Source organism: Cellulosimicrobium sp. ES-005 (genome assembly GCF_040448685.1).
In the GTDB taxonomy this organism is placed as follows: domain Bacteria; phylum Actinomycetota; class Actinomycetes; order Actinomycetales; family Cellulomonadaceae; genus Cellulosimicrobium; species Cellulosimicrobium cellulans_G.
On the sequence record NZ_CP159290.1, the window covers coordinates 1,624,329 to 1,644,924 of the forward strand.

A 20,596-nucleotide genomic window follows, 5' to 3' on the forward strand; every position below is an offset into this window, starting at 1 on the left:
AAGTTCCATGAAGTTCAGCAGGACGGCCCTCGCTGGCGGGGCACTGACCATCACTCTTCTGCTCACCGCAGGGTGCGCCGGCGGTGCGGGGGGCACCGACGGCGGCGAGGAGTCGGGCACGCTCACGGTCTGGATGATGACCGGTGGCCCGGGCGACTCGCCCCTCGTGGAGGAGGTGAACGAGGCGTTCGCGACGAAGCACCCCGACATGGACGTCAAGGTCGAGATCCAGCAGTGGGACAACATCGCCACCAAGATCACGACGGCCCTCGCCTCCGGCAACGGGCCGGACATCGTCGAGATGGGCAACACCCAGACGGCGCTGCAGACCTACTCCGGCGCTCTGCTCGACCTCACCGAGGACAAGGACTCGTTCGAGGACTCGGGCTCCTGGCTCGCGGGCCTCGCCGAGCCTTCGACCCTCGACGACCACCTCTACGCCACGCCTCTCTACGGCGGCACGAAGGTCGTCATGTACAACACCGAGATGTTCGCGGCGGCCGGGATCACACAGCCGCCCGCGACCCTCGACGAGCTCGAGCAGGCATGCGTCGCCCTGGCGGAGTCGTACTCCGACCGGGCCAACTACTCCGGGTTCTACATGCCGGGGCAGTACTGGTTCGCGGGCGCGCCGTTCGTGTTCGGTGCCGGGGGAGAGCTCGCCGAGAAGGACGGCGACCAGTGGGCCGGGGTGCTCAGCTCGCCCGAGTCGCAGCGAGGCCTGGAGGCCTGGCGGGACTTCCAGAACACGTGCTCCACGCCGTCGTCGACCGGCGTGAACACCAACAGCCCGGACCAGGACCAGCTCTTCGCGGACGGACAGGCGGCGATGCTGTACGTCAAGGCGTGGGAACCGGCGGCCGTCATCGAGAAGAACCCTGACCTCGAGGGCAAGCTCGGCTACTTCGTCATGCCGGGCTACACCGCGGGGGAGCCGCTGCCGACGATCGTGGCCGGCTCGACCATCGGCATCTCGGCAGCGACCGACAAGCCCGAGGCGGCCAAGGACTGGCTGCGCATCATCACCGGCGCGGACTTCCAGGGCCGGATGGCGCAGGAGCTCAACCTGCTGCCGATCTCCCCGTCGTTCATGCCGACCGAGGGCGTCACGGAGGCGCTCACCGTCGGTGCCCAGGCCGTGGAGATCAACCACGCGCTCCCGGTGACCCCGGGTCAGGCGACGTTGGACGGCGAGCGCTACAACGAGCAGTTCTTCGCCTCGATCGCTGCGGGGAAGGACATCCCCGCGTCGGCGAAGGCGTACGACGCGCACGTCGCGGAGGTGTTCAACGCGACGGGGTCCGGCTCCTGACATGGCGATCCAGACCCACAGTGCGGTGAGTCCCGAGGCATCGCCTCGGGGCTCCCGCGCCCGTCCTCCGTCCTCGTCGGGGCGCGTGCGTCCTCGGCGTTCACGACTGCCGTACGGCCTCGTCGCCCCGGCCGTCCTCGTCCTCGTGGTCGTCCTCGGCTACCCGATGGTGCGACTGCTCATGCTGTCGTTCCAGCGGTTCGACGCCCGCTCGCTGTTCACCGGTGACGCGCCCTTCGTCGGGCTCGACAACTACACGGCGATCCTGGCGGACGGCACGTTCTGGGGCGTCGTCGCCCGCACGGCCGTCGTCACGGTCGTCTGCGTCGGCGTCATGATGGTGGTCGGGTTCGCTCTCGCCCAGGTCCTCGTGCGCACGTCCGCCTGGGCACGGCTCACCCTCATGGTCTGCCTCGTCCTGGTCTGGGCGATGCCGATGGTCTCGGCGGCGCTCGTGTGGCAGTGGCTCTTCCAGCCGCAGTACGGGGTCGTGAACTGGCTGCTCACCCAGCTACGGATCTTCGGTGACCTCAGTGCGCACGACTGGTTCTCCCACCCCGCGCAGGCTTTGGGCCTCATCATCCTCCTCATCGTGTGGAAGGGCCTGCCCTTCGTCGTCCTGACGCTCTACGCCGCGATGGGTCAGATCCCGCACGAGATGTACGAGGCCTCGGGGCTCGACGGCGCGGGGCGGTCGCAGACCCTGCGCTACATCACGCTCCCGATGCTGCGGCCGGTGCTGGCGATCCTCGTCGTGCTGGAGGTCATCTGGTCCGTCAACTCGTTCACGCCGTTCTGGGTCCTCACCCAGGGCGGCCCGTCCGGACAGACGACGACCCTGTCGGTCTACGCCTACGTCCGAGCCTTCACGGCGAACGACTACGGGGCGGGCGCGGCGATCTCGATCGTCACGATCGCGCTGCTCTCCGTCTTCGCCGTCTTCTACGTGCGCCGGCTGGCGAAGGACGGTGAGGTCTCATGAGCGTGCCACGCAGCTTCCGCACCCGACGGCGCACGAGCGCCAACGTCGTGGCGATCCTCGTCGCCGTCGTCGTGATCTTCCCGGTCTACTGGATGTTCTCCACGGCGTTCAAGCCGCCGGGGCAGATCATGTCCGCCACGCCCCAGTTCCTCCCGTGGCCCGTCAGCACGGAGAACTTCGGTCGCGCCCTCGGCGCGCCCGAGTTCCTCACGTACCTGCGCAACTCCCTGACCGTGTCGCTCGCGACCGTGGTGCTGGCGATGGTCGTGGCTGTCGGCGCCGCCCTCGCGACGGTCCGGTTCTCCTTCTTCGGCCGCAAGACGCTGCTCGTCGTGCTCGTCCTCGTGCAGATGGTTCCCGGGTCGGCGATGGTCATCCCTCTCTACCTCATGCTCCGTGAGATCGGGGCGCTCGACATGGTGCCGGGGCTCGTCCTGACCTACCTCACGTTCGTCCTGCCGTTCACGGTCTGGAACCTGCGAGGGTTCGTGGCCGCGGTTCCGGTCGAGCTGGAGGAGGCGGCCATGATCGACGGCTGCAGCAGGTTCCACGCGTACCGGCGCGTCGTGCTTCCGCTGCTCGTGCCAGGCATCGTCGCGACGTCGATCTTCGCGTTCATCAACGCGTGGGACGACTACCTGTTCGCCTACGTCCTGATGCGGTCGCAGGAGAACTACACCCTGCCGGTCTGGCTCGTGTCCTTCAGCACCTCGGTCCAGGTGGACTACGGCGCGACCATCGCCGCGTCCGCGATCTTCTCCCTGCCCGTGCTCGTGTTCTTCCTGTTCGTCCAGCGCCGCCTCGTGGGCGGCCTCACCAGCGGGGCGGTCAAGGGATGACCTCGTCGTCGTCCCTCGCCGTCGCCACGTCCCTCCAGGAGCTGCCATGACCAGCCTCGAAAGGCTCGCCCACTCCGTCCTCTTCCCCGCGCTGGGGCGCCCCACGGTCCCGCGGTGGATCGACGGACCGGTCGCCGAAGGGCTCGGCGGCTTCGTGCTCTTCGGCAAGGACATCGTGTCCGGGCCGCAGCTCGCCGGTCTCACCGCCGCTCTGCGCGAACGCGCCCCTCACCTCCATCTCGCGATCGACGAGGAGGGTGGTGACGTGACGCGGCTCGACCATGTCGGAGGCGTCGCCACGCCCGGCAACCTCGCCCTCGGCCGCGTCGACGACGTCGCTGCGACCCGGGACGTCGCTTACCAGATCGGGCTGTCGCTGCGCGCGGTCGGCGTGGACTGGGACCTCGCACCTGCCGTCGACACCGCGGTGAACCCCTTCAGCCCCAACGGCGTGCGGTGCTTCGGCAGCGACCGTGCCCACGTGTCCAAGCACGCGGCGGCGTGGATCGAAGGACTCCAGTCGGCGGGCGTCAGCGCGTGCGCCAAGCACTTCCCCGGGCACGGGCTCAGCGGGACGGACGCGCACCTGGGCACGCCGAGCATCGACCTCCCGGTGGCCGAGCTCGTCGATCACTACCTCGATCCGTTCAGGGCCGCCGTCGCAGCCGACGTGGACTCGATCATGGTCTCGCACCCGCAGGTCACGGCCCTCGACGACGTCCCGGCCTCGATCAGCGCTCCCGTCATCACCGGACTGCTGCGCGAGGAGCTCGGCTTCGACGGCGTCGTCATCACCGACGCGCTGGAGATGCAGGGTGTCGCGAGCGTCGCGCCGCTCCCTGAGGCGGCCGTCCGCGCGCTGCGCGCCGGCGCGGACGCCCTCTGCCTCGGCGCGTGGTCGTACGGCGAGGACGTGCGCATCGCCGCTCGCTCGATCGTCGACGCCGTGCATGCCGGCGACCTGCCGCTCGCCCGCCTCGAACGAGCCGCCGAGCGGATCGCCCGGCTGGGCGAGCGCCGTGCCACCAGGGCCGACGCCGCGGACCCGGAGACCGGCGTGCGGATCGCACGCCGTGCCGTCGAGGTCCACGGCAGCACGAGACTGCGCGGCGACGCGGTGCTCGTCGTGCGCCTGGAGCCGGTCGCCTCGCCCGCCTCGGGCCGAGGCGGGGCCGAGATCGAGTCCGTGCTCGCCGACGGCGGGCACACGGTCGAGAGCGTCCGGGTCGCGGGCGACACCTACAACGGCGCCGGGATCGTCCACGCGGCGATCTCGGAGTTCCGCGAGGAGCACGGCCCGCGCGGCGACGTGGTCGTGCTGGTCCGCAGCCCCCACCGGTACGCATGGCAGGAGCCCGTGCTCGACCGCATCCTCGCGACGACCCCGGACGTCGTGGTGCTCGACATGGGGTTCGTCCACCGCGACTTCTCCGAGGCTCGTGGCTGGGTCCGCACCTACGGGGCGTCGCGCGCATGCGTCACGGCCGCTGCCGAGGTGCTGGTGCCGGCGTGACGGCACGCGTGCGGACGTACGTCGACGCCCGGCTCGTGCTGCCGGGGCGCATCGAGCGCGGATGGCTCCGGACGGAGGGCGGGCTCGTCACGGCGGTCGGGCCGGGCGCACCGGGATCCGGCGACCAGGGAGAGCTCGTCCCGCTCGACGACAACTATCTCCTTCCGGGACTGGTCGACATGCACTGCCACGGCGGCGGGGGCGCCTCGATGTACAGCGGGGACCCCGACGACGTCCGTCGCGCGGCCCGCGCACACCGTGACCGGGGGACGACGGCGATGCTCGGCTCCGTCGCGACCGTCGAGCCGGACGCGATGCTCGCGGCCGTGCGCGCCGTACGCGACGCCGTGCTCGACCCGGACGTGCCCAACCTCGTGGGGGTGCACCTGGAAGGGCCGTTCCTCGCCGCGAGCCATCGCGGGGCTCAGACGCTCGCGGCCCTGCGGGCTCCCGACACCCGCATCATGGACGACCTGCTCGACGCGGCGTCGGGCGTCCCGGTCGTCATGACGATCGCGCCCGAGCTCGACGGCGCGACGGAGCTGATCCGCGACTTCGCGGGCCGGTGCCTCTTCGCGGTCGGGCACACGTCGGCGACCCATGCGCAGGTCGTCGCCGCGGTCGAGGCAGGGGCGCGGCACGTGACGCACCTGTTCAACGCCATGCCTCCGCTCCACCACCGCGACCCGGGCCCGGTCGCCGCCGCGCTCAGCGACAGCCGGCTGACGTTCGAGATCGTGGGCGACGGCCACCACGTGCTGGCGCCTGCGCTGGACGTGGCCGTCCGGGCAGGTCGAGACCGCACCGTGCTCGTCACGGACGCGATGGCCGCCGCCGGGTTGGGCGACGGTCGGTACACGTTCGCCGACCGCACGGTCGACGTCGTCGACGGCGTGGCTCGCCTCGCGGGCACCGACCGTATCGCCGGGTCCACCGCCTTCCTGGTCGACTGCGTCCGCAACGCGGTCGACGCATCTGGTGCGGACCTGGTCGACGCGGTGCGCATGGCGTCCTCGACGCCCGCCCGGGCTCTGTCGCTACGAGGTCGTGGCGCGCTCGCGGCAGGCGCCCGGGCCGACCTGCTCGTCCTCGACGACTCGCTCCAGCCCGTCGCAGTCGTCGTCGGCGGCGAGGACGTCGAGTGCGCGGCCGACGCGGCACGGAGCGAAGCCGTGCTGGGAGGTCGTGATCGCCCCGGTGACGTGGTCGCGAGCAGCGCGGACGACCCCGGTTCGAGGTAGTGCGCACGCACGACGATCTCGACCGCGTGACACCCCGGAACCGTTGTCGTTCCAACGGTTCCGGGGTGCCTGTGCGCGTCGGGTACGGTTGTCGTCCGGAGGGCCCCGCGCCCCCGGCGTACAGACCGGCTCGTCCGCCCGCCTCTCCCGGCAGGACCGGGAGGAGGGACACCCCCGTCCACTCGTGCCGAGGAGCACCATGTCGCACAACGGCCCCCACACGGCCCCGCTCGCCTACGTCATCGCCGGGTCGGAGGCGACCGGCGGAGCCGGCATCCAGGCCGACCTCAAGACGTTCCAGGAGCTGGGCGCGTACGGCGTCGGCACGCTGACGTGCATCGTCTCGTTCGACCCGAGGAACGACTGGGGCCACCGGTTCGTCCCGGTCGACCCCCAGGTGATCGCCGACCAGTTCGAGGCGGCGACGGTCGCGCACGAGCCGTCGGTCGTGAAGATCGGCATGCTCGGCACGCCCGCGACGATCGACGTCGTCGCCGAGTCGCTGCGCTCGCGCGCGTGGGAGCACGTCGTGCTCGACCCGGTGCTCATCTGCAAGGGCCAGGAGCCGGGCGCCGCCCTCGACACGGACACCGCGCTGCGCGCGCAGGTCCTCCCGCTCGCGACCGTCGTGACGCCCAACCTCTTCGAGACGCGCACGCTCGCGGGCGTCGAGTCGATCGAGACCGTCGAGGAGCTCGTCGAGGCGGCGCGCACGGTCCAGGCGCTCGGCCCGCGGGCCGTCGTCGCGAAGGGCGGCGTCGAGCTGCCCGGGCCCGACGCGGTCGACGTGCTGGTGGACGGCGACGAGGTGCACGTGCTGCGCACCCCGAAGATCGGCGAGGAGCGCGTGAGCGGGGCGGGCTGCACGTTCGCCGCCGCGATCACCGCCGAGCTCGCCAAGGGCGCGTCGGTGCTCGACGCCGTGCGCGTCGCCAAGGACGTCGTCACCGCCTCGATCGAGGACCGTGTGGCGTCGAACGCGCCGTTCGACGCCGTGCGCGTCGGCGCGCGGCGCTGACAACCGCGCGACCGGCGCTCGACCGACGATCACCCCTCGGACGCCTTCACGTCCCCTGACGGTCAAGGAATACTCTCGTCACCGTGAACGACCTCTCCCCTTCGGAACTGTCCCCGTCGCCGGGTGCTGCCGACGCCCCTGACCGGGTCGTCGCCGACGTCTCCGACGACACCGGGCACGCGGGGCGCGGCCTCGCCCGCCACGACGTGCCCGCCCCGCTGCGCGACGACGTCCGCCTGCTCGGCGGTCTGCTCGGCACCGTGCTCCGCGAGACGGGCGGGCAGGACCTGCTCGACGACGTCGAGCGCCTGCGCGAGCTGTCCATCCGCGCGTACGACGACCCGTCCGGCGCGGTGCTCGCCGAGGCGGAGACGCTCGTCGAGGGCCTCTCCATGGCGCGCGCCGAGCAGGTCGCCCGCGCCTTCACGTGCTACTTCCACCTCGCGAACCTCGCGGAGGAGTACCACCGCGTGCGCGTCCTGCGCGAGCGCGAGGCCGAGTTCGCGACCCGCGCGACGACGCCCGACGACTCCCTCCCGGAGGCGTTCGAGCAGCTCGTCGGCGAGGTGGGCCGCGACGAGGCGCTGCGCCGCCTCCGCCGTCTCGAGTTCCGCCCGGTGCTCACGGCCCACCCGACCGAGGCCCGCCGTCGTGCGGTGTCCGGCGCGGTCCGCCGCATCGCGACCCTGCTCGACGAGCGGGACGCGCAGCGCCTCGGCGGCACGTCGCTCGCGGAGAACGAGCGCCGCCTGCTCGCCGAGATCGACACGATGTGGCGCACCGCCCCCATCCGCGAGCACAAGCCGTCCGTCCTGGACGAGGTGCGGACGGCGCTCGGCGTGTTCGACGCGACGATGTTCGACACGTTCCCCACGGTCTACCGCCGCCTGGACGACTGGCTACTCGGCGACGAGGCGGGGCGCGAGGAGCCGCTCGTGCGGCCGTTCGTCAGCCTCGGCACCTGGATCGGCGGCGACCGCGACGGCAACCCCAACGTCACGGCCGAGGTCACGCGCCAGGCCGCGGCGATCGCGGCGGACCACGCGCTCGCGGCGCTCGAGCAGCAGACGCGCGCCGTCGGCCGCAAGCTCACGCTCGACCAGGACGGCACGCCGCCGTCGGACGGGCTGCGGACGCTCTGGGAGCGGCAGCGCCGCCTCTCGGAGACCGTGACGTCCGCCGCGTCGGCGGCGTCCCCGCGCGAACCGCACCGCGCGGTCCTGCTCGTCGTGGCGGAGCGCATCGCCGCGACGCGAGCCCGCAACGCGGACCTCGCGTACGCGACGGCGGAGCAGCTCGAGTCCGACCTGCGGGTCGTCCAGGAGTCGCTCGTCGCGGCGGGCGCGCCCCGCGCGGCGTACGGCGACCTGCAGCAGCTCGTGTGGCAGGTGGAGACGTTCGGCTTCCACCTCGCGGAGCTCGAGGTGCGTCAGCACTCCCAGGTCCACGAGGTGGCGCTCGCGGAGATCGCGGAGAAGGGGCTGCGCGGAGACCTGTCCGACCGCACGCGCGAGGTGCTCGACACCTTCCGCGCGCTCGGCTCGGTCCAGGAGCGCTACGGCGTCCGCGCCGCGCGCCGCTACATCGTGTCCTTCACGCAGAAGCCCGAGCACCTCGCGGCGGTGTACCAGCTCGCGGAGCTCGCGTTCGAGGGCTCCGACGAGGTTCCGGTCGTCGACGCGATCCCGCTGTTCGAGACCTTCGCGGACCTCCGCGCGAGCGTCGACATCCTCGAGTCGATGCTCACGCTGCCCCAGGTGCAGCGCCGGCTCGCCGAGAACGGGCGCCGCGTGGAGGTCATGCTCGGGTACTCGGACTCGTCGAAGGACGTCGGTCCGGTCTCGGCGACGCTCGCGCTGCACGACGCGCAGAGTCGCATCGCGCAGTGGGCCGAGCGGCACGACATCACGCTCACGCTGTTCCACGGCCGGGGCGGGGCGCTCGGTCGCGGGGGCGGCCCGGCGAACCGCGCGGTGCTCGCCCAGCCGCCGGGCTCGGTCGACGGCCGCTTCAAGCTCACGGAGCAGGGCGAGGTCATCCTCGCGCGCTACGGCGACCCGACCATCGCGTCGCGCCACATCGAGCAGGTGGCCGCGGCGACCCTGCTCGCGTCGGCGCCGTCGACGGAGAAGCGCAACGCCGAGGCGACCGAGCGGTACCGCGACCTGGCCGCGGCCCTCGACGCGTCGTCGCGCCGCCGGTTCCACGAGCTGGTCCGCGCGGACGGCTTCCCGCAGTGGTTCGCCCAGGTGACGCCGCTCGAGGAGGTCGGCCTCCTGCCGATCGGCTCGCGCCCGGCCCGCCGTGGCCTGTCCGTCTCCTCGCTCGACGACCTGCGAGCCATCCCGTGGGTGTTCTCGTGGTCGCAGGCGCGCATCAACCTGGCCGGGTGGTACGGGCTCGGGACGGCGCTGAAGGAGTTCGGGGACCTCGACCTGCTCCGTGAGGCGCACCGCGAGTGGCCGCTGTTCGCGACGCTCCTCGACAACGTCGAGATGTCGCTGGCCAAGACGGACGAGCGGATCGCGGAGCGGTACCTCGCGCTCGGCGGGCGCGACGACCTCGCGCAGGCCATCCTCGACGAGCTGCGGCTCACGCGCGAGCAGGTCCTCGCGGTCACGGAGAACGCGTGGCCGCTCGCCGGGCGCCGGGTGCTGGGACGCGCGGTCCAGCTCCGCAGCCCGTACGTCGACGCGCTCTCGCTGCTCCAGGTCCGCGCCCTGCGCGGTCTGCGCTCCGGCGCGGAAGGGCCGGTCAAGGACGAGCTGCAGCACCTCCTGCTGCTCACCGTGAACGGCGTCGCCGCCGGCCTGCAGAACACGGGCTGACGCGCAGCGTCCGAGCGAGCCCGACGGCCGCCACGTCGACCCGGCAGCGGGTCCGTGGCGGCCGTCGTCGTCTGGACACCCGTCCAACTGTTGAATGAATCCTCAACGATCGCTCCGGGGAACGATGTCGAAACCGCCCTGGGTAAAGTCTTGGCCAGAGGCCTACCAGCCAGCGGCATCCGTGGGGTACGCTGGCGACGTCCGATCACGCCGGAGCCGTCTCGTCGCCCGATGACGTACGACAGGAGGCCCCGACCGATCGACAGCGTCAGGCAGGTGGCGCGTACTCGTCGGGGTGGGCGAGGCAGGGCGGGACGAAGGGCGGGGCAGTGTTGGTGCAGGAGCTGGAGCGGAGCGACGCCGAGGCGGGAACGGGCGGCATCCGGCTGCTCGAGGAGCCCGAGGCGAGCGTCGTGGACATGTGGGGCGAGATCGACGTCGCCCTCCGCAGCGAGGCGAGCGCCGCGCTCGCGAACGCGCTCGAACGGGACGTCCCCGTGGTGATCGACACGTCCAAGGTGACGTTCATGGACTCCACGGGCATCGCGTTCCTCGTGCAGTTCTACACGATCGGCTCCGAGGAGGGGCTGTCCGTCACGTTGCGCAACCCGCCGACGGTCGTGACCGACGTCCTCGAGATGCTCGGCGTCATCGACATCTTCGGCACGGAGCGCCGCGAGGTCACGACGAGCTGACGCCGGTCAGCGTGCGTCCGCCGCGAGCGACGCCGCGCCGACGATGCCGGCCGCGTTGCGGAGCTGCGCCGGGACGATGGGCGCCCGCAGGTGCAGCAGCGGGAGGAAGTGCTCGTGCTTCTTGCTCACGCCGCCGCCCACGACGATGAGGTCGGGCGAGAACAGGTCCTCCACGACGCCGAAGTAGCGCTGCAGCCGCTCGGCCCACTGCGCCCAGTCCAGGTCCTCGCGGTCGCGCGCCGCGTCCGAGGCGCGCGTCTCGGCGTCGTACCCGTCGATCTCCAGATGCCCGAGCTCGGTGTTCGGGAGCAGGTGGCCCTCGACGAGGATCGCGCTGCCGATCCCGGTGCCGAGCGTCGCGACGAGCACGACCCCGTCCGCGTCGCGCGCCGCGCCGTACCGCACCTCGCCGACTCCGGCGGCGTCCGCGTCGTTGACCGCGACGACGTGGCGCCCGGTCTCGCGCGCGACGAGCGCGGGCAGGTCGACACCGGTCCACGACTGGTCGAGGTTCGCGATGAAGCGCACCACCCCGTGCTGCAGCGGCGCCGGGAAGGCGACGCCGATCGGCACGTCCTGCGGGAGGTCGTACTCGCCCACGAGCTCCGCGATCACCTCGGCCACGGCTTGCGGGGTCGAGGGCTGGGGCGTCGGGATGCGGTGGCGCTCCTGCGCGAACTCGCCGGTGGTCAGGTCGACCGGCGCGCCCTTGATGCCGCTGCCGCCGATGTCGATGCCGAAGGCGGTACGGGGGGCGTCGTGGGTGTTCTGGTGAGCGTTCATGGCAGTGTGAGGATCTCCGCTCCGTCGTCGGTCACCAGCAGCGTGTGCTCGAACTGCGCGGTCCGCGACGCGTCCGCGGTGACTACCGTCCACCCGTCGTCCCACATCCGCCACTCGGACGTGCCGAGCGTGAGCATCGGCTCGATCGTGAAGACCATGCCGGGCTCGATGACGGTCGCGTGGTCGGGCGCGGCGTCGTAGTGCGGCACGACGAGGCCCGAGTGGAAGGCGCGCCCCACGCCGTGCCCGGTGTACTCGCGCACGACCCCGTAGCCGAACCGGGCCGCGTAGCGCTCGATGACGCGCCCCACCACGTTGATCTGGCGTCCCGGAGCGACGGCCTTGATGCCGCGTGCGAGCGCCTCGCGCGTGCGCTCGACGAGCAGCGCGGACTCCTCGTCGACCGTGCCCACGGTGAAGGTCGCGTTGGTGTCGCCGTGCACGCCGCCGACGTACGCGGTGATGTCGACGTTGACGATGTCGCCCTCGACGAGCGCCGTCGAGTCGGGGATGCCGTGGCACACGACCTCGTTGAGCGACGTGCACAGCGACTTGGGGAACCCTCGATACCCGAGGGTCGAGGGGTAGGCGCCGTGGTCGAGGAGGAACTCGTGCCCGACGCGGTCGAGCTCGTCGGTCGTGACGCCCGGGGCGACGTGGCGCCCGACCTCGACGAGCGCCTGCGCCGCGATCCGGGACGCGGCGCGGATCCGCTCGATCGTCTCGGTGTCGTTGACCTCGCTGCCGGTGAACGGCCGCGGGCCGGGCCGCCCGACGTACTCGGGACGCTCGATCGACGCGGGCACCGCGCGCAGCGGTCCGACGACGCCCGGGACGAGCGGGCCGCGGCGCGCCGGGCCGGGAGGTGCGACGGCGTCGGACGAAGTGGGGGACGGGGTGGGGCTCATGGCGGCCAGTCTACGAAGGCGCGCGGGGCGCGGACGGACAGGCGGCCCGGGATGGGGGAGGATCGGAGCATGAGCACCGGATCACGCTTCACCGACGACGGCGAGCCCGCGACCGAGGACGAGTACTACTTCGACACCCGCACGGGCGAGGTGCACCGCGGCCCGAGCGGCTCGTGGTCGCACCGCATGGGCCCGTACCCGACGCGCGAGGCCGCGGAGAGGGCGCTGGAGACCGCCCGCGAGCGGTCCGACGCCTGGGACGAGGAAGAGCGCCGCGAGCGCGGCGAGTGACCCACGCGCCACCACCCGGCCCACGGCGCGCCTGGTCGGGGCGCCTCGGGCTGCTCCTCGCGGGGCTCGCGGTCGGCGCGCTGACGTTCCTCGTCGCGCTGCAGGTCCGGGCCGGCTCCGGGGGAGGTCCGACGACGGTCCGCCCGTCCGGCGACGCGGTCGCCTCGGCCCCGGCACCCGGACCGACGACCGCCTCCCCGGACCCGACGGCCGCGACGACCGAGCCGCCGCCCCCGCTCGCGGGGCTCACGGTCGCCGTCGACCCCGGGCACAACGGCGGCAACGGGGCGAACCCGCTCACCGTCAACGCACCCGTGCCCGATGGGCGGGGCGGTACCAAGGCCTGCAACACCGTGGGCGCGTCCACGGACGCGGGCTACCCGGAGCACGCGTTCACGTGGGACGTGAGCAGCCGTCTCGCCGAGCGGCTCACCGGGCTCGGCGCGGTCGTCGTCCTCACCCGGCCCGACGACGCGGGCGTGGGCCCCTGCGTCGACGCGCGGGGCCGCTTCCCGCAGGAGAACGACGCCGACGTGCTCGTCTCGGTCCACGCCAACGGCACGGAGGACCGCAGCGCGCACGGGTTCTTCGCGATCGTGTCCGACCCGCCGGTCGACGAGGCTCAGGGGGCGCCGAGCGTCGCGCTCGCGCACGAGCTCGTCACCGCGCTCGGCGAGGCCGGCTTCGCGCCGTCGACGTCCGTCGCGGCCGACGACGGTCCCGTCCAGCGGCGCGCCGACCTCGCGACGCTCAACCACGCCGAGCGCCCCGCGGTCATGCTCGAGCTGGGGGAGATGCGCAACCCCGACGAGGCCGCGGTCATGGAGTCGGAGGAGGGTCGCCAGCGCTACGCCGACGCTCTCGCCGCGGGGCTCGTGGCGTGGGCGGCCGACGGCGGCGCGGACGCCGGCTGAGCGCCGTCGTTCCCGCCGCCGTCGCCCCGCCCGGAGCACGGTGGGTCAGCGCGCGAAGCTGTGCGCGTCGTCGGGGAACGTGCCGCCGCGCACGTCGGCGGCGTAGTCGGCCGCGGCCTGGCCGAGCGCGGCGCCGATCTCGGCGTACCGCTTGGCGAAGCGTGGCGACCAGTCCGTCATGCCCGCCATGTCGGTCCAGACGAGCACCTGGCCGTCGCACGCCGCGCCCGCGCCGATGCCGATCGTCGGGATGCGCAGGATCTCGGTGATCCGCGCGGCGACCTCGACCGGCACCATCTCGAGCACGACGGCGACGGCGCCCGCATCGGCCACCGCGAGGGCGTCCTCGCTGAGCCGCTCCGCGGCGTCGTCGCCCCGGCCCTGGACCCGCGGCCCGCCGAGCGCGTTCTCGGACTGCGGCGTGAAGCCGAGGTGCCCCACGACGGGGATGCCGGCGTCGGTCAGGGCGCGGATCTGCGCGGCGCTGCGACGCCCGCCCTCGAGCTTGACCGCGTTCACGCCGGTCTCCTTGAGGAACCGCACGCCCGTCGCGAGCGCCTGCTCGGCGCTCGCCTCGTACGACCCGAACGGCAGGTCGACGACCGTGAACGCGCGGCGTGCGGCGCGCGCGACGGCGCGGGCCGGCGGGATCAGGTCGTCGACCGTGACGGGCAGCGTCGTCGCGTGCCCGTGCATCGTGTTGCCGATCGAGTCGCCGACCAGCAGCATGTCGATCCCCGCGTCGTCGAAGATCCGCGCGGTCACGGCGTCGTACGCGGTGAGCATCGTGATCTTCTCGCCGCGCGCCTTCGCCTCGGCGAGGTGGTGCACGCGGACGCGGCGCGGTCCCGTGCCGCCGGTCGCGGCGGGCTCGGGGGCGGTGTGAGCAGACATGACGGCCTTTCCTGGGTGCGGGGTACGGGTCGGGCGGCGCGCGGGGTGACCGGCGCCGTCAGTCGAGCGGCTCGCGCCAGCGGTTGGTGATGGGCAGGCGACGGTCGCGGCCGAACGCGAGGGCGGTGACCTTGGGGCCCGGCGGGTACTGGCGCCGCTTCCACTCGGCGCGGTCGACGAGCGTGACGACCTTGTCGACGACCTCGGGGTCGAACCCGCGCGCGAGCAGCTCGGCGCGGCCCTCGGCGTGCTCGATGTAGGCGTCGAGCACCTCGTCGAGCAGGTCGTACGGCGGGAGCGAGTCCTGGTCGGTCTGGCCGGGGCGGAGCTCCGCCGACGGGGGCTTGGTGATGGACGACTCGGGGATCGGCGGGATCTCGCCCCGGTCGACCGCCTCGTTGTTGCGCCAGCGCGCGAGCTGCCAGACGCGCGACTTGTCGACGTCCTTGAGGGGCGCGTAGCCGCCGATGCTGCCCGCGTCGTAGATCGTCGCGTAGCCCGTCGCGAGCTCGGACTTGTTGCCCGGTGCGATGACGAGGTGGCCCTCGCGGTTGGAGATCGCCATGAGGATCACCCCGCGCACGCGCGCCTGGAGGTTCTCCTCGGCGACGCCGTCGAGCGCGAGCTCGCCCTGGAACGCCTCGACCATCGGCGCGATGGGCTGGACGCGGTAGTCGGCGCCGAGGCGCTTGGCGAGGTCCGCGGCGTCGTCCTTGCTGTGGTCGGACGAGTACCGCGACGGCATGGAGACGCCGACGACGTTCTGGCCGCCGATCGCGTCGGCGGCGATCGCCGCGGTGAGGGCGGAGTCGATCCCGCCCGAGACGCCGAGGACGACCGAGCGGAAGCCGTTCTTGCGGACGTAGCCCGCCAGCCCGGTGACGCACGCCCGGTAGACCTCTTCGTCGGGGTGCAGCTCGGGGGCGCGCGGCCCGCGGGGGGCGCCGTCGGCCGGCAGGTCCCACACGAGCAGGTCCTCGACGAACTGCGGCGAGGTCGCGACGACCGTTCCCGCGGCGTCGGTGACGAACGAGCCGCCGTCGAACACGAGGTCGTCCTGGCCGCCCACGAGGTTGACGTACGCGACCGGGGCGCTCACCTCGCGCGCGCGCCGCGCCGCCAGGTCGGTGCGGACGTGCCCCTTGCCCTCCTCGTACGGCGAGCCGTTGAGCACGAGCAGCAGGTCGAGCCCGTTCCCCGCCTCGTCGAGCGTCGCCATCTCGGCGACCGGGCCGCCGTCCTGCCAGATGTCCTCGCAGATCGCGATGCCGACGCGGCGGCCCTCGACCTCGACGACCGTCGTCGTCTCGCCCGGCGCGAAGATCCGGAACTCGTCGAAGACGCCGTAGTTGGGCAGGTGGTGCTTGTCGTACGCGGCCTGCACGACGCCGTCGCGCAGCACGACCGCGCGGTTCGTCGGGAGGTCCGCGGGCGAGCCCGAGGCCTCGCGCTCCGCCGCGCCCGCACCGCGCGGCGCCCCGGAGGTCCCGACGGTGCCGAGCACCACGGTGATCCCGCCGAGCCCGTCCGCGGCGAGCCGGGCCGCGATGTCCGCGGCGGCGTCCCACGCCGCCCGGCGGAACGACGCGCGCAGGGCGAGATCCTCGATCGGGTAGCCGGTGAGGGTCATCTCCGGGAACGCGACGAGCCGCGCGCCCGCCGTCGCGGCCTCCCGGGTGCGCGCGAGGACGAGGGCGGCGTTGCCGTCGAGGTCCCCCACGCACGTGTCGACCTGTGCCAGCGCGACGCGCAGATCAGCCATGCCGCCAGCCTAGACGAGCCCGGGCGCGCGGCCCGTCCGCGGGGTCGTGCGACGGCGCGACGTCCGCCACACGTGCGTGTCACCCGTTCGTCACACGGATCAGGCAGGATGTACCGCATGGACAGGCAGCAGGAGTTCGTGCTCCGCACGGTCGAGGAGCGCGACATCCGCTTCATCCGGCTCTGGTTCACCGACGTGCTGGGCATGCTCAAGTCGGTGGCGATCGCGCCGGCGGAGCTCGAGTCGGCGTTCGCCGAGGGCATCGGGTTCGACGGCAGCTCGATCGAGGGCCTGACGCGCGTGTACGAGGCCGACATGATCGCCAAGCCGGACCCGACGACGTTCCAGGTGCTCCCGTGGCGCGGCGAGCGGCACGGCACCGCGCGCATGTTCTGCGACATCCTCACGCCGGACGGCGAGCCGTCCCTCGCGGACAGCCGGAACGTGCTCAAGCGCGCCCTCGCCAAGGCGAGCGACAAGGGGTTCACGTTCTACACGCACCCCGAGGTCGAGTTCTACCTGTTCAACCAGCCCGCCGACGCCGAGCACGGCCTCGTGCCGGTCGACCAGGGCGGGTACTTCGACCACCTCGCGCGGGGATCGACGCACGACTTCCGCCGCGCCGCGATCACGATGCTCGAGTCCATGGGCATCTCGGTCGAGTTCTCCCACCACGAGGCGGGGCCCGGCCAGAACGAGATCGACCTGCGCTACGCCGACGCCCTCACCACGGCGGACAACCTCATGACGTTCCGGACGGTCGTCAAGGAGGTCGCGCTCGAGCAGGGCGTGTTCGCGTCGTTCATGCCCAAGCCGATGGCCGAGCACCCCGGCTCCGGCATGCACACGCACCTGTCGCTCTTCGAGGGCGACCGCAACGCGTTCCACGAGCCCGGCGCCCAGTTCGAGCTGTCCAAGACGGCGCGCCAGTTCATCGCGGGGCTCCTGGTCCACGCGGCGGAGATCACCGCGATCACCAACCAGTACGTCAACTCGTACAAGCGCCTGTGGGGCGGAGCCGAGGCGCCGAGCTACGTGTGCTGGGGCCACAACAACCGCTCCGCGCTCGTGCGCGTGCCGATGTACAAGCCCGGCAAGGGCAACTCGAGCCGCGTCGAGTACCGTGCGCTCGACTCGGCCACCAACCCGTACCTCGCGTTCGCCGTCATGCTCGCCGCCGGTCTCAAGGGCATCGAGGAGGGCTACGAGCTGCCCGAGGAGACCGAGGACGACGTGTGGGAGCTCACCGACGCCGAGCGTCGTGCCCTGGGCATCAAGCCGCTCCCGCAGTCCCTCGACGAGGCCATCGCGGTCATGGAGAGGTCGGAGCTCGTGGCGGAGACGCTGGGCGAGCACGTCTTCGACTTCGTGCTGCGCAACAAGCGGCAGGAGTGGGACGGCTACCGCGCGCAGGTCACGCCGTTCGAGCTGAAGCGGTTCCTCCAGGTCCTGTGAGCGCGACGACGTCGGGCCGGTCCGGCGGTTCCCGCCGGCCGACGCTCACGGGGCGCCTCGCGCGCATCGGCTTCGCCGACATCTCGCGCTCGGCGGGCCTGCTCGCGGACCCGGACCTCGCGCTCCTGCTCGACGGCGGACGACCGCCGGGAGCGGACGGGGAGACGGAGGAGCCGGCGTCCGCGGTGGACGACGAGCTGCTCGCCGCCTTCGGCGGGGCAGCCGACCCGGACCTCGCGCTCCTGCAGGTCGTGCGGCTGGCCGGCGCGCTGCGGCCCGACGTCGAGGAGCGCTCGCCGCTCGCGGACCTCGCCCGGCGCACCCTGCGGCCCGGCGAGGCACGTGACCGCCTGCTCGCGGTGCTCGGCGCCTCGGTCGCGCTCGGTGACGACGTCGTGCGTCGTCCCGCGCTGCTCGAGATCCTCGCGGACCCGACCCCCGGGACCGGGGTGGACGCGCGCGACGTGCGGGCCGAGCTCCTGCGCGCGGCGGGCGCCGACCCGGACGCGGCGGTGCCCGTCGCCGACCAGCCCGGACCGGAGCGGGTGGACGCGCTGCGCCGCGCCTATCGCGAGCGGATCCTGCGCATCGCCGCCACCGACCTCACCGTGCCCGACCCGCTCACGCGCATGCCTGCCGTCGGGGCGGCGCTCGCGGACCTGGCCGCGGCGGCGCTCGAGGGCGCGCTCGCGATCGCCCGCGCGGAGCTCGACGACCACGGTGCGGGCGTGCGGCTCGCGGTCATCGGCATGGGCAAGTGCGGGGCGCGCGAGCTCAACTACATCTCCGACGTGGACGTCGTCTACGTCGTCGAGCCCGCCGAGGGGCACGACGAGGCGTACGCGACGACGGTGGGGGCCCGGCTCGCGACGAGTCTCGCGCGCGTGTGCTGGGGCACCTCGGGGGAGCCCGCCCTGTGGCAGGTCGATGCCGCGCTGCGTCCCGAGGGCAAGCAGGGCCCGCTCGTGCGCACGCTCGCGAGCCACGTCGCGTACTACGAGCGGTGGGCCAAGACCTGGGAGTTCCAGGCGCTGCTCAAGGCGCGCACGGTCGCAGGGGACCGGGACCTGGGGCGCGCGTACGAGGAGGCGATCGCGCCGTTCGTGTGGTCGGCGGCGGGTCGGGAGAACTTCGTCGAGGACTCGCAGGCGATGCGCCGGCGCGTCGAGGACCACGTGCCCGCGGCCGAGGCCGACCGTCAGCTCAAGCTCGGCAAGGGCGGGCTGCGCGACGTCGAGTTCACCGTCCAGCTCCTGCAGCTCGTGCACGGGCGGTCGGACGAGTCGATCCGCAGCCGGGGCACGCTCACGGCGCTCGCCGAGCTCGCCGCCGCCGGGTACGTCGGCCGCGAGCACGCGGCCCGGCTCGGGGTCTGCTACCGGTTCCTGCGCTCGCTCGAGCACCGCATCCAGCTCTACCGGCTCCGGCGCACCCACCTCGTGCCGACCGCCGAGGACGAGCTGCGCCGTCTCGCGCGGTCGCTCGGGATGCGCGCCGAGGGCGCCGAGGGCCTCACCGAGCGCTGGCGCGCGACGCGCCGCGAGGTGCGGGGCCTGCACGAGGAGATCTTCTACCGCCCGCTCCTGCCCGCCGTCGCGCAGCTCTCCCCGGACGAGGTGAGCCTCGCCCCGGAGGCGGCGAAGGCGCGCTTCGCGGCGATCGGCTACCGCGACCCCGCGGGCGCGATGCGCCACGTCACGGCGCTCACCGAGGGCGTGAGCCGACGTGCGGCGATCCAGCGCCAGCTCCTGCCCGTCATGCTCGGCTGGTTCGCCGAGGGCGCGGACCCCGACGCGGGCCTGCTCGCGTTCCGCACGCTCTCCGAGACGCTCGGCGCGACCCACTGGTACCTCAAGCTGCTGCGCGACTCCGGCTCCGCGGCGCAGCGGCTCGCGCACCTGCTCTCGAACTCGCGCTACATGGCCGACGCGCTCGCCCGGTCGCCCGAGTCCGTCCGGTGGCTCGCGGACGACGCCGACCTCGCGCCGCGCGGCATCCAGCGGCTCACGGCCGAGACCGACGCGATCCTCACGCGCGCCGACGAGGTCGAGCCCGCGACGGTGAGCCTGCGCGCGGTGCGCCGGCGTGAGCTCGCGCGGACCGGCGCCGCCGAGCTGCTGGGAGTCGTCGACGCGGTCGACGCGGCCCGGAGCATCTCCGACGCCGCGGACGTCGTGCTCGCGGGCGCGCTCCGGATCGCCGAGTTCGTCGCGCGCGGCGAGCTCGGGTACGACGCCCAGGACCCCGGGTCCGCCCCGGCTCGCCTGCTCGTCGTCGCGATGGGACGCCTCGGCGGGCGCGAGATGGGCTACGGCTCGGACGCCGACGTGATGTTCGTGCACGACCCGCGGCCCGGCGTCCAGAGCAGCGACGCCCAGGCGTACGCGCTCGCCGTCGCGACGCGGCTGCGCCAGCTCCTGTCCGCCGTCGGACCGGAGCCCGCGCTCCCGGTCGACGCCGACCTGCGGCCCGAGGGGCGCAACGGCCCGCTCGTGCGTTCGCTCGCGTCGTACGCCGAGTACTACGAGCGGTGGTCGAGCGTCTGGGAGGCGCAGGCGCTGCTGCGTGCGCGCCCGGTCGCGGGCGACCTCGACGGGCTCGGCGCGGAGCTCACCCACGTCGTCGACGGCCGCCGCTACCCGCAGGGCGGGCTCGACGTCGCGGAGGTGCGCGAGGTGCGGCGCATCAAGGCGCGCGTCGAGTCCGAGCGGCTCCCGCGAGGCGTCGAGGCCTCGCGCCACCTCAAGCTCGGCCGCGGGGGAGTGTCGGACGTCGAGTGGACCGTCCAGCTCCTCCAGCTCCAGCACGCCCACGACGTGGCCGGGCTGCGCACCACGTCGACCGTCGACGCGCTCGAGGCCGCCGTGACGGCCGGGCTCGTCGAGGCGGACGACGCCGCGGTCCTCGGCGAGGCCTGGCACCTCGCGTCCCGGCTGCGCAGCGCGCTCGTGCTGTGGTCGGGCCGGACGACCGGCACGACCGTGGACGTGCTGCCGCACGACCGGTTCGCGCTCACCGGGCTCGCGCGCGTGCTCGACCTGCCGGACGTCGACACGGGCGCGGAGCTCGAGGAGCACTTCCTGCGCACCGCGCGGCGCGCCCGGACCGTCATGGAGCGCGTCTTCTACGGCGAGGACTGAGCCGGCGCCGCGCGACGGACG

The 20,596-nt window shown here is 73.3% G+C and carries 16 protein-coding genes; 12 read left to right on the forward strand and 4 right to left on the reverse strand.

The window, feature by feature from the left end; genetic code table 11:
* The first annotated feature begins 7 nt into the window (after positions 1-7).
* The 8 genes from ABRQ22_RS07045 to ABRQ22_RS07080 all read left to right on the forward strand — a co-directional run bounded on the left by ABRQ22_RS07045 (position 8) and on the right by ABRQ22_RS07080 (position 10,428).
* Positions 8-1,312 (forward strand): extracellular solute-binding protein, encoded by a 1,305-nt coding sequence (locus ABRQ22_RS07045; RefSeq protein ID WP_353709035.1) that lies wholly within the window; start codon positions 8-10, stop codon positions 1,310-1,312.
* An 85-nt stretch (positions 1,313-1,397) separates the two neighbouring features.
* Positions 1,398-2,294, forward strand: coding sequence for a sugar ABC transporter permease (locus ABRQ22_RS07050; RefSeq protein WP_353709036.1), 897 nt, complete (start codon positions 1,398-1,400; stop codon positions 2,292-2,294).
* Complete coding sequence (locus tag ABRQ22_RS07055) at positions 2,291-3,133, forward strand: carbohydrate ABC transporter permease (protein ID WP_353709037.1); 843 nt, start codon at positions 2,291-2,293, stop codon at positions 3,131-3,133. Before ABRQ22_RS07050 ends, ABRQ22_RS07055 begins: the two co-directional genes overlap by 4 nt.
* 46 nt (positions 3,134-3,179) lie before the next feature.
* Entirely contained in the window at positions 3,180-4,646 is a 1,467-nt protein-coding gene (locus tag ABRQ22_RS07060; protein ID WP_353709038.1) for a glycoside hydrolase family 3 N-terminal domain-containing protein, read from the forward strand.
* Positions 4,643-5,887, forward strand: coding sequence for an N-acetylglucosamine-6-phosphate deacetylase (gene nagA, locus ABRQ22_RS07065; RefSeq protein ID WP_353709039.1), 1,245 nt, complete (start codon positions 4,643-4,645; stop codon positions 5,885-5,887). The genes ABRQ22_RS07060 and nagA overlap by 4 nt, the downstream gene beginning before the upstream one ends.
* Positions 5,888-6,086: 199 nt before the next feature.
* Entirely contained in the window at positions 6,087-6,905 is an 819-nt protein-coding gene (thiD, locus tag ABRQ22_RS07070) for a bifunctional hydroxymethylpyrimidine kinase/phosphomethylpyrimidine kinase (RefSeq protein ID WP_253050178.1), read from the forward strand.
* Positions 6,906-7,111: 206 nt separating this feature from the next.
* Positions 7,112-9,733, forward strand: a complete 2,622-nt coding sequence (locus ABRQ22_RS07075; RefSeq protein ID WP_253050758.1) for a phosphoenolpyruvate carboxylase — start codon at positions 7,112-7,114, stop codon at positions 9,731-9,733.
* 329 nt (positions 9,734-10,062) lie between these two features.
* Complete coding sequence (locus tag ABRQ22_RS07080) at positions 10,063-10,428, forward strand: STAS domain-containing protein (RefSeq protein ID WP_253050176.1); 366 nt, start codon at positions 10,063-10,065, stop codon at positions 10,426-10,428.
* Between the two features lie 6 nt (positions 10,429-10,434).
* Here the strand turns inward: ABRQ22_RS07080 and ppgK are convergent, their stop codons facing one another.
* Together ppgK and map are read right to left on the reverse strand one after the other, a co-directional pair.
* Positions 10,435-11,211: a polyphosphate--glucose phosphotransferase gene (ppgK, locus tag ABRQ22_RS07085; RefSeq protein ID WP_353709040.1), complete on the reverse strand. Its 777-nt coding sequence runs from the start codon at positions 11,209-11,211 to the stop codon at positions 10,435-10,437.
* Complete coding sequence (gene map, locus ABRQ22_RS07090; protein ID WP_353709041.1) at positions 11,208-12,119, reverse strand: type I methionyl aminopeptidase; 912 nt, start codon at positions 12,117-12,119, stop codon at positions 11,208-11,210. The genes ppgK and map overlap by 4 nt, the downstream gene beginning before the upstream one ends.
* A gap of 69 nt (positions 12,120-12,188) precedes the next feature.
* Here map and ABRQ22_RS07095 point away from each other — a divergent pair, with 69 nt between their 5' ends.
* Both ABRQ22_RS07095 and ABRQ22_RS07100 read left to right on the forward strand, forming a co-directional pair.
* Entirely contained in the window at positions 12,189-12,410 is a 222-nt protein-coding gene (locus tag ABRQ22_RS07095; RefSeq protein WP_253050171.1) for an SPOR domain-containing protein, read from the forward strand.
* Complete coding sequence (locus tag ABRQ22_RS07100; RefSeq protein ID WP_253050169.1) at positions 12,407-13,324, forward strand: N-acetylmuramoyl-L-alanine amidase; 918 nt, start codon at positions 12,407-12,409, stop codon at positions 13,322-13,324. Before ABRQ22_RS07095 ends, ABRQ22_RS07100 begins: the two co-directional genes overlap by 4 nt.
* Positions 13,325-13,369: 45 nt before the next feature.
* Here ABRQ22_RS07100 and panB read toward each other — a convergent pair whose 3' ends face one another.
* On the reverse strand, positions 13,370-14,218 hold the full coding sequence (panB, locus tag ABRQ22_RS07105; protein ID WP_253050167.1) for a 3-methyl-2-oxobutanoate hydroxymethyltransferase: 849 nt from the start codon (positions 14,216-14,218) through the stop codon (positions 13,370-13,372).
* A gap of 58 nt (positions 14,219-14,276) precedes the next feature.
* Positions 14,277-15,980 carry an NAD+ synthase gene (locus ABRQ22_RS07110; RefSeq protein WP_253050165.1) on the reverse strand — a complete coding sequence of 568 codons (1,704 nt, stop codon included), beginning with the start codon at positions 15,978-15,980 and terminating at the stop codon, positions 14,277-14,279.
* A gap of 117 nt (positions 15,981-16,097) precedes the next feature.
* Here ABRQ22_RS07110 and glnA point away from each other — a divergent pair, with 117 nt between their 5' ends.
* Together glnA and ABRQ22_RS07120 are read left to right on the forward strand one after the other, a co-directional pair.
* Positions 16,098-17,435 (forward strand): type I glutamate--ammonia ligase, encoded by a 1,338-nt coding sequence (gene glnA, locus ABRQ22_RS07115; protein WP_253050163.1) that lies wholly within the window; start codon positions 16,098-16,100, stop codon positions 17,433-17,435.
* A complete protein-coding gene (locus tag ABRQ22_RS07120) occupies positions 17,432-20,575 on the forward strand; it encodes a bifunctional [glutamine synthetase] adenylyltransferase/[glutamine synthetase]-adenylyl-L-tyrosine phosphorylase (RefSeq protein ID WP_353709042.1) in 3,144 nt (1,047 codons plus the stop codon). The genes glnA and ABRQ22_RS07120 overlap by 4 nt, the downstream gene beginning before the upstream one ends.
* Positions 20,576-20,596: the final 21 nt, after the last annotated feature.

Coding starts and splice junctions, on each gene's coding strand:
- ABRQ22_RS07045 (WP_353709035.1), top strand. CDS start 8: ATGAAGTTCAGCAGGACGGCCCTCGCTGGCGGGGCACTGACCATCACT.
- ABRQ22_RS07055 (WP_353709037.1), top strand. CDS start 2,291: ATGAGCGTGCCACGCAGCTTCCGCACCCGACGGCGCACGAGCGCCAAC.
- ABRQ22_RS07060 (WP_353709038.1), top strand. CDS start 3,180: ATGACCAGCCTCGAAAGGCTCGCCCACTCCGTCCTCTTCCCCGCGCTG.
- thiD (WP_253050178.1), top strand. CDS start 6,087: ATGTCGCACAACGGCCCCCACACGGCCCCGCTCGCCTACGTCATCGCC.
- ppgK (WP_353709040.1), bottom strand. CDS start 11,211: ATGAACGCTCACCAGAACACCCACGACGCCCCCCGTACCGCCTTCGGC.
- map (WP_353709041.1), bottom strand. CDS start 12,119: ATGAGCCCCACCCCGTCCCCCACTTCGTCCGACGCCGTCGCACCTCCC.
- ABRQ22_RS07095 (WP_253050171.1), top strand. CDS start 12,189: ATGAGCACCGGATCACGCTTCACCGACGACGGCGAGCCCGCGACCGAG.
- panB (WP_253050167.1), bottom strand. CDS start 14,218: ATGTCTGCTCACACCGCCCCCGAGCCCGCCGCGACCGGCGGCACGGGA.
- ABRQ22_RS07110 (WP_253050165.1), bottom strand. CDS start 15,980: ATGGCTGATCTGCGCGTCGCGCTGGCACAGGTCGACACGTGCGTGGGG.
- glnA (WP_253050163.1), top strand. CDS start 16,098: ATGGACAGGCAGCAGGAGTTCGTGCTCCGCACGGTCGAGGAGCGCGAC.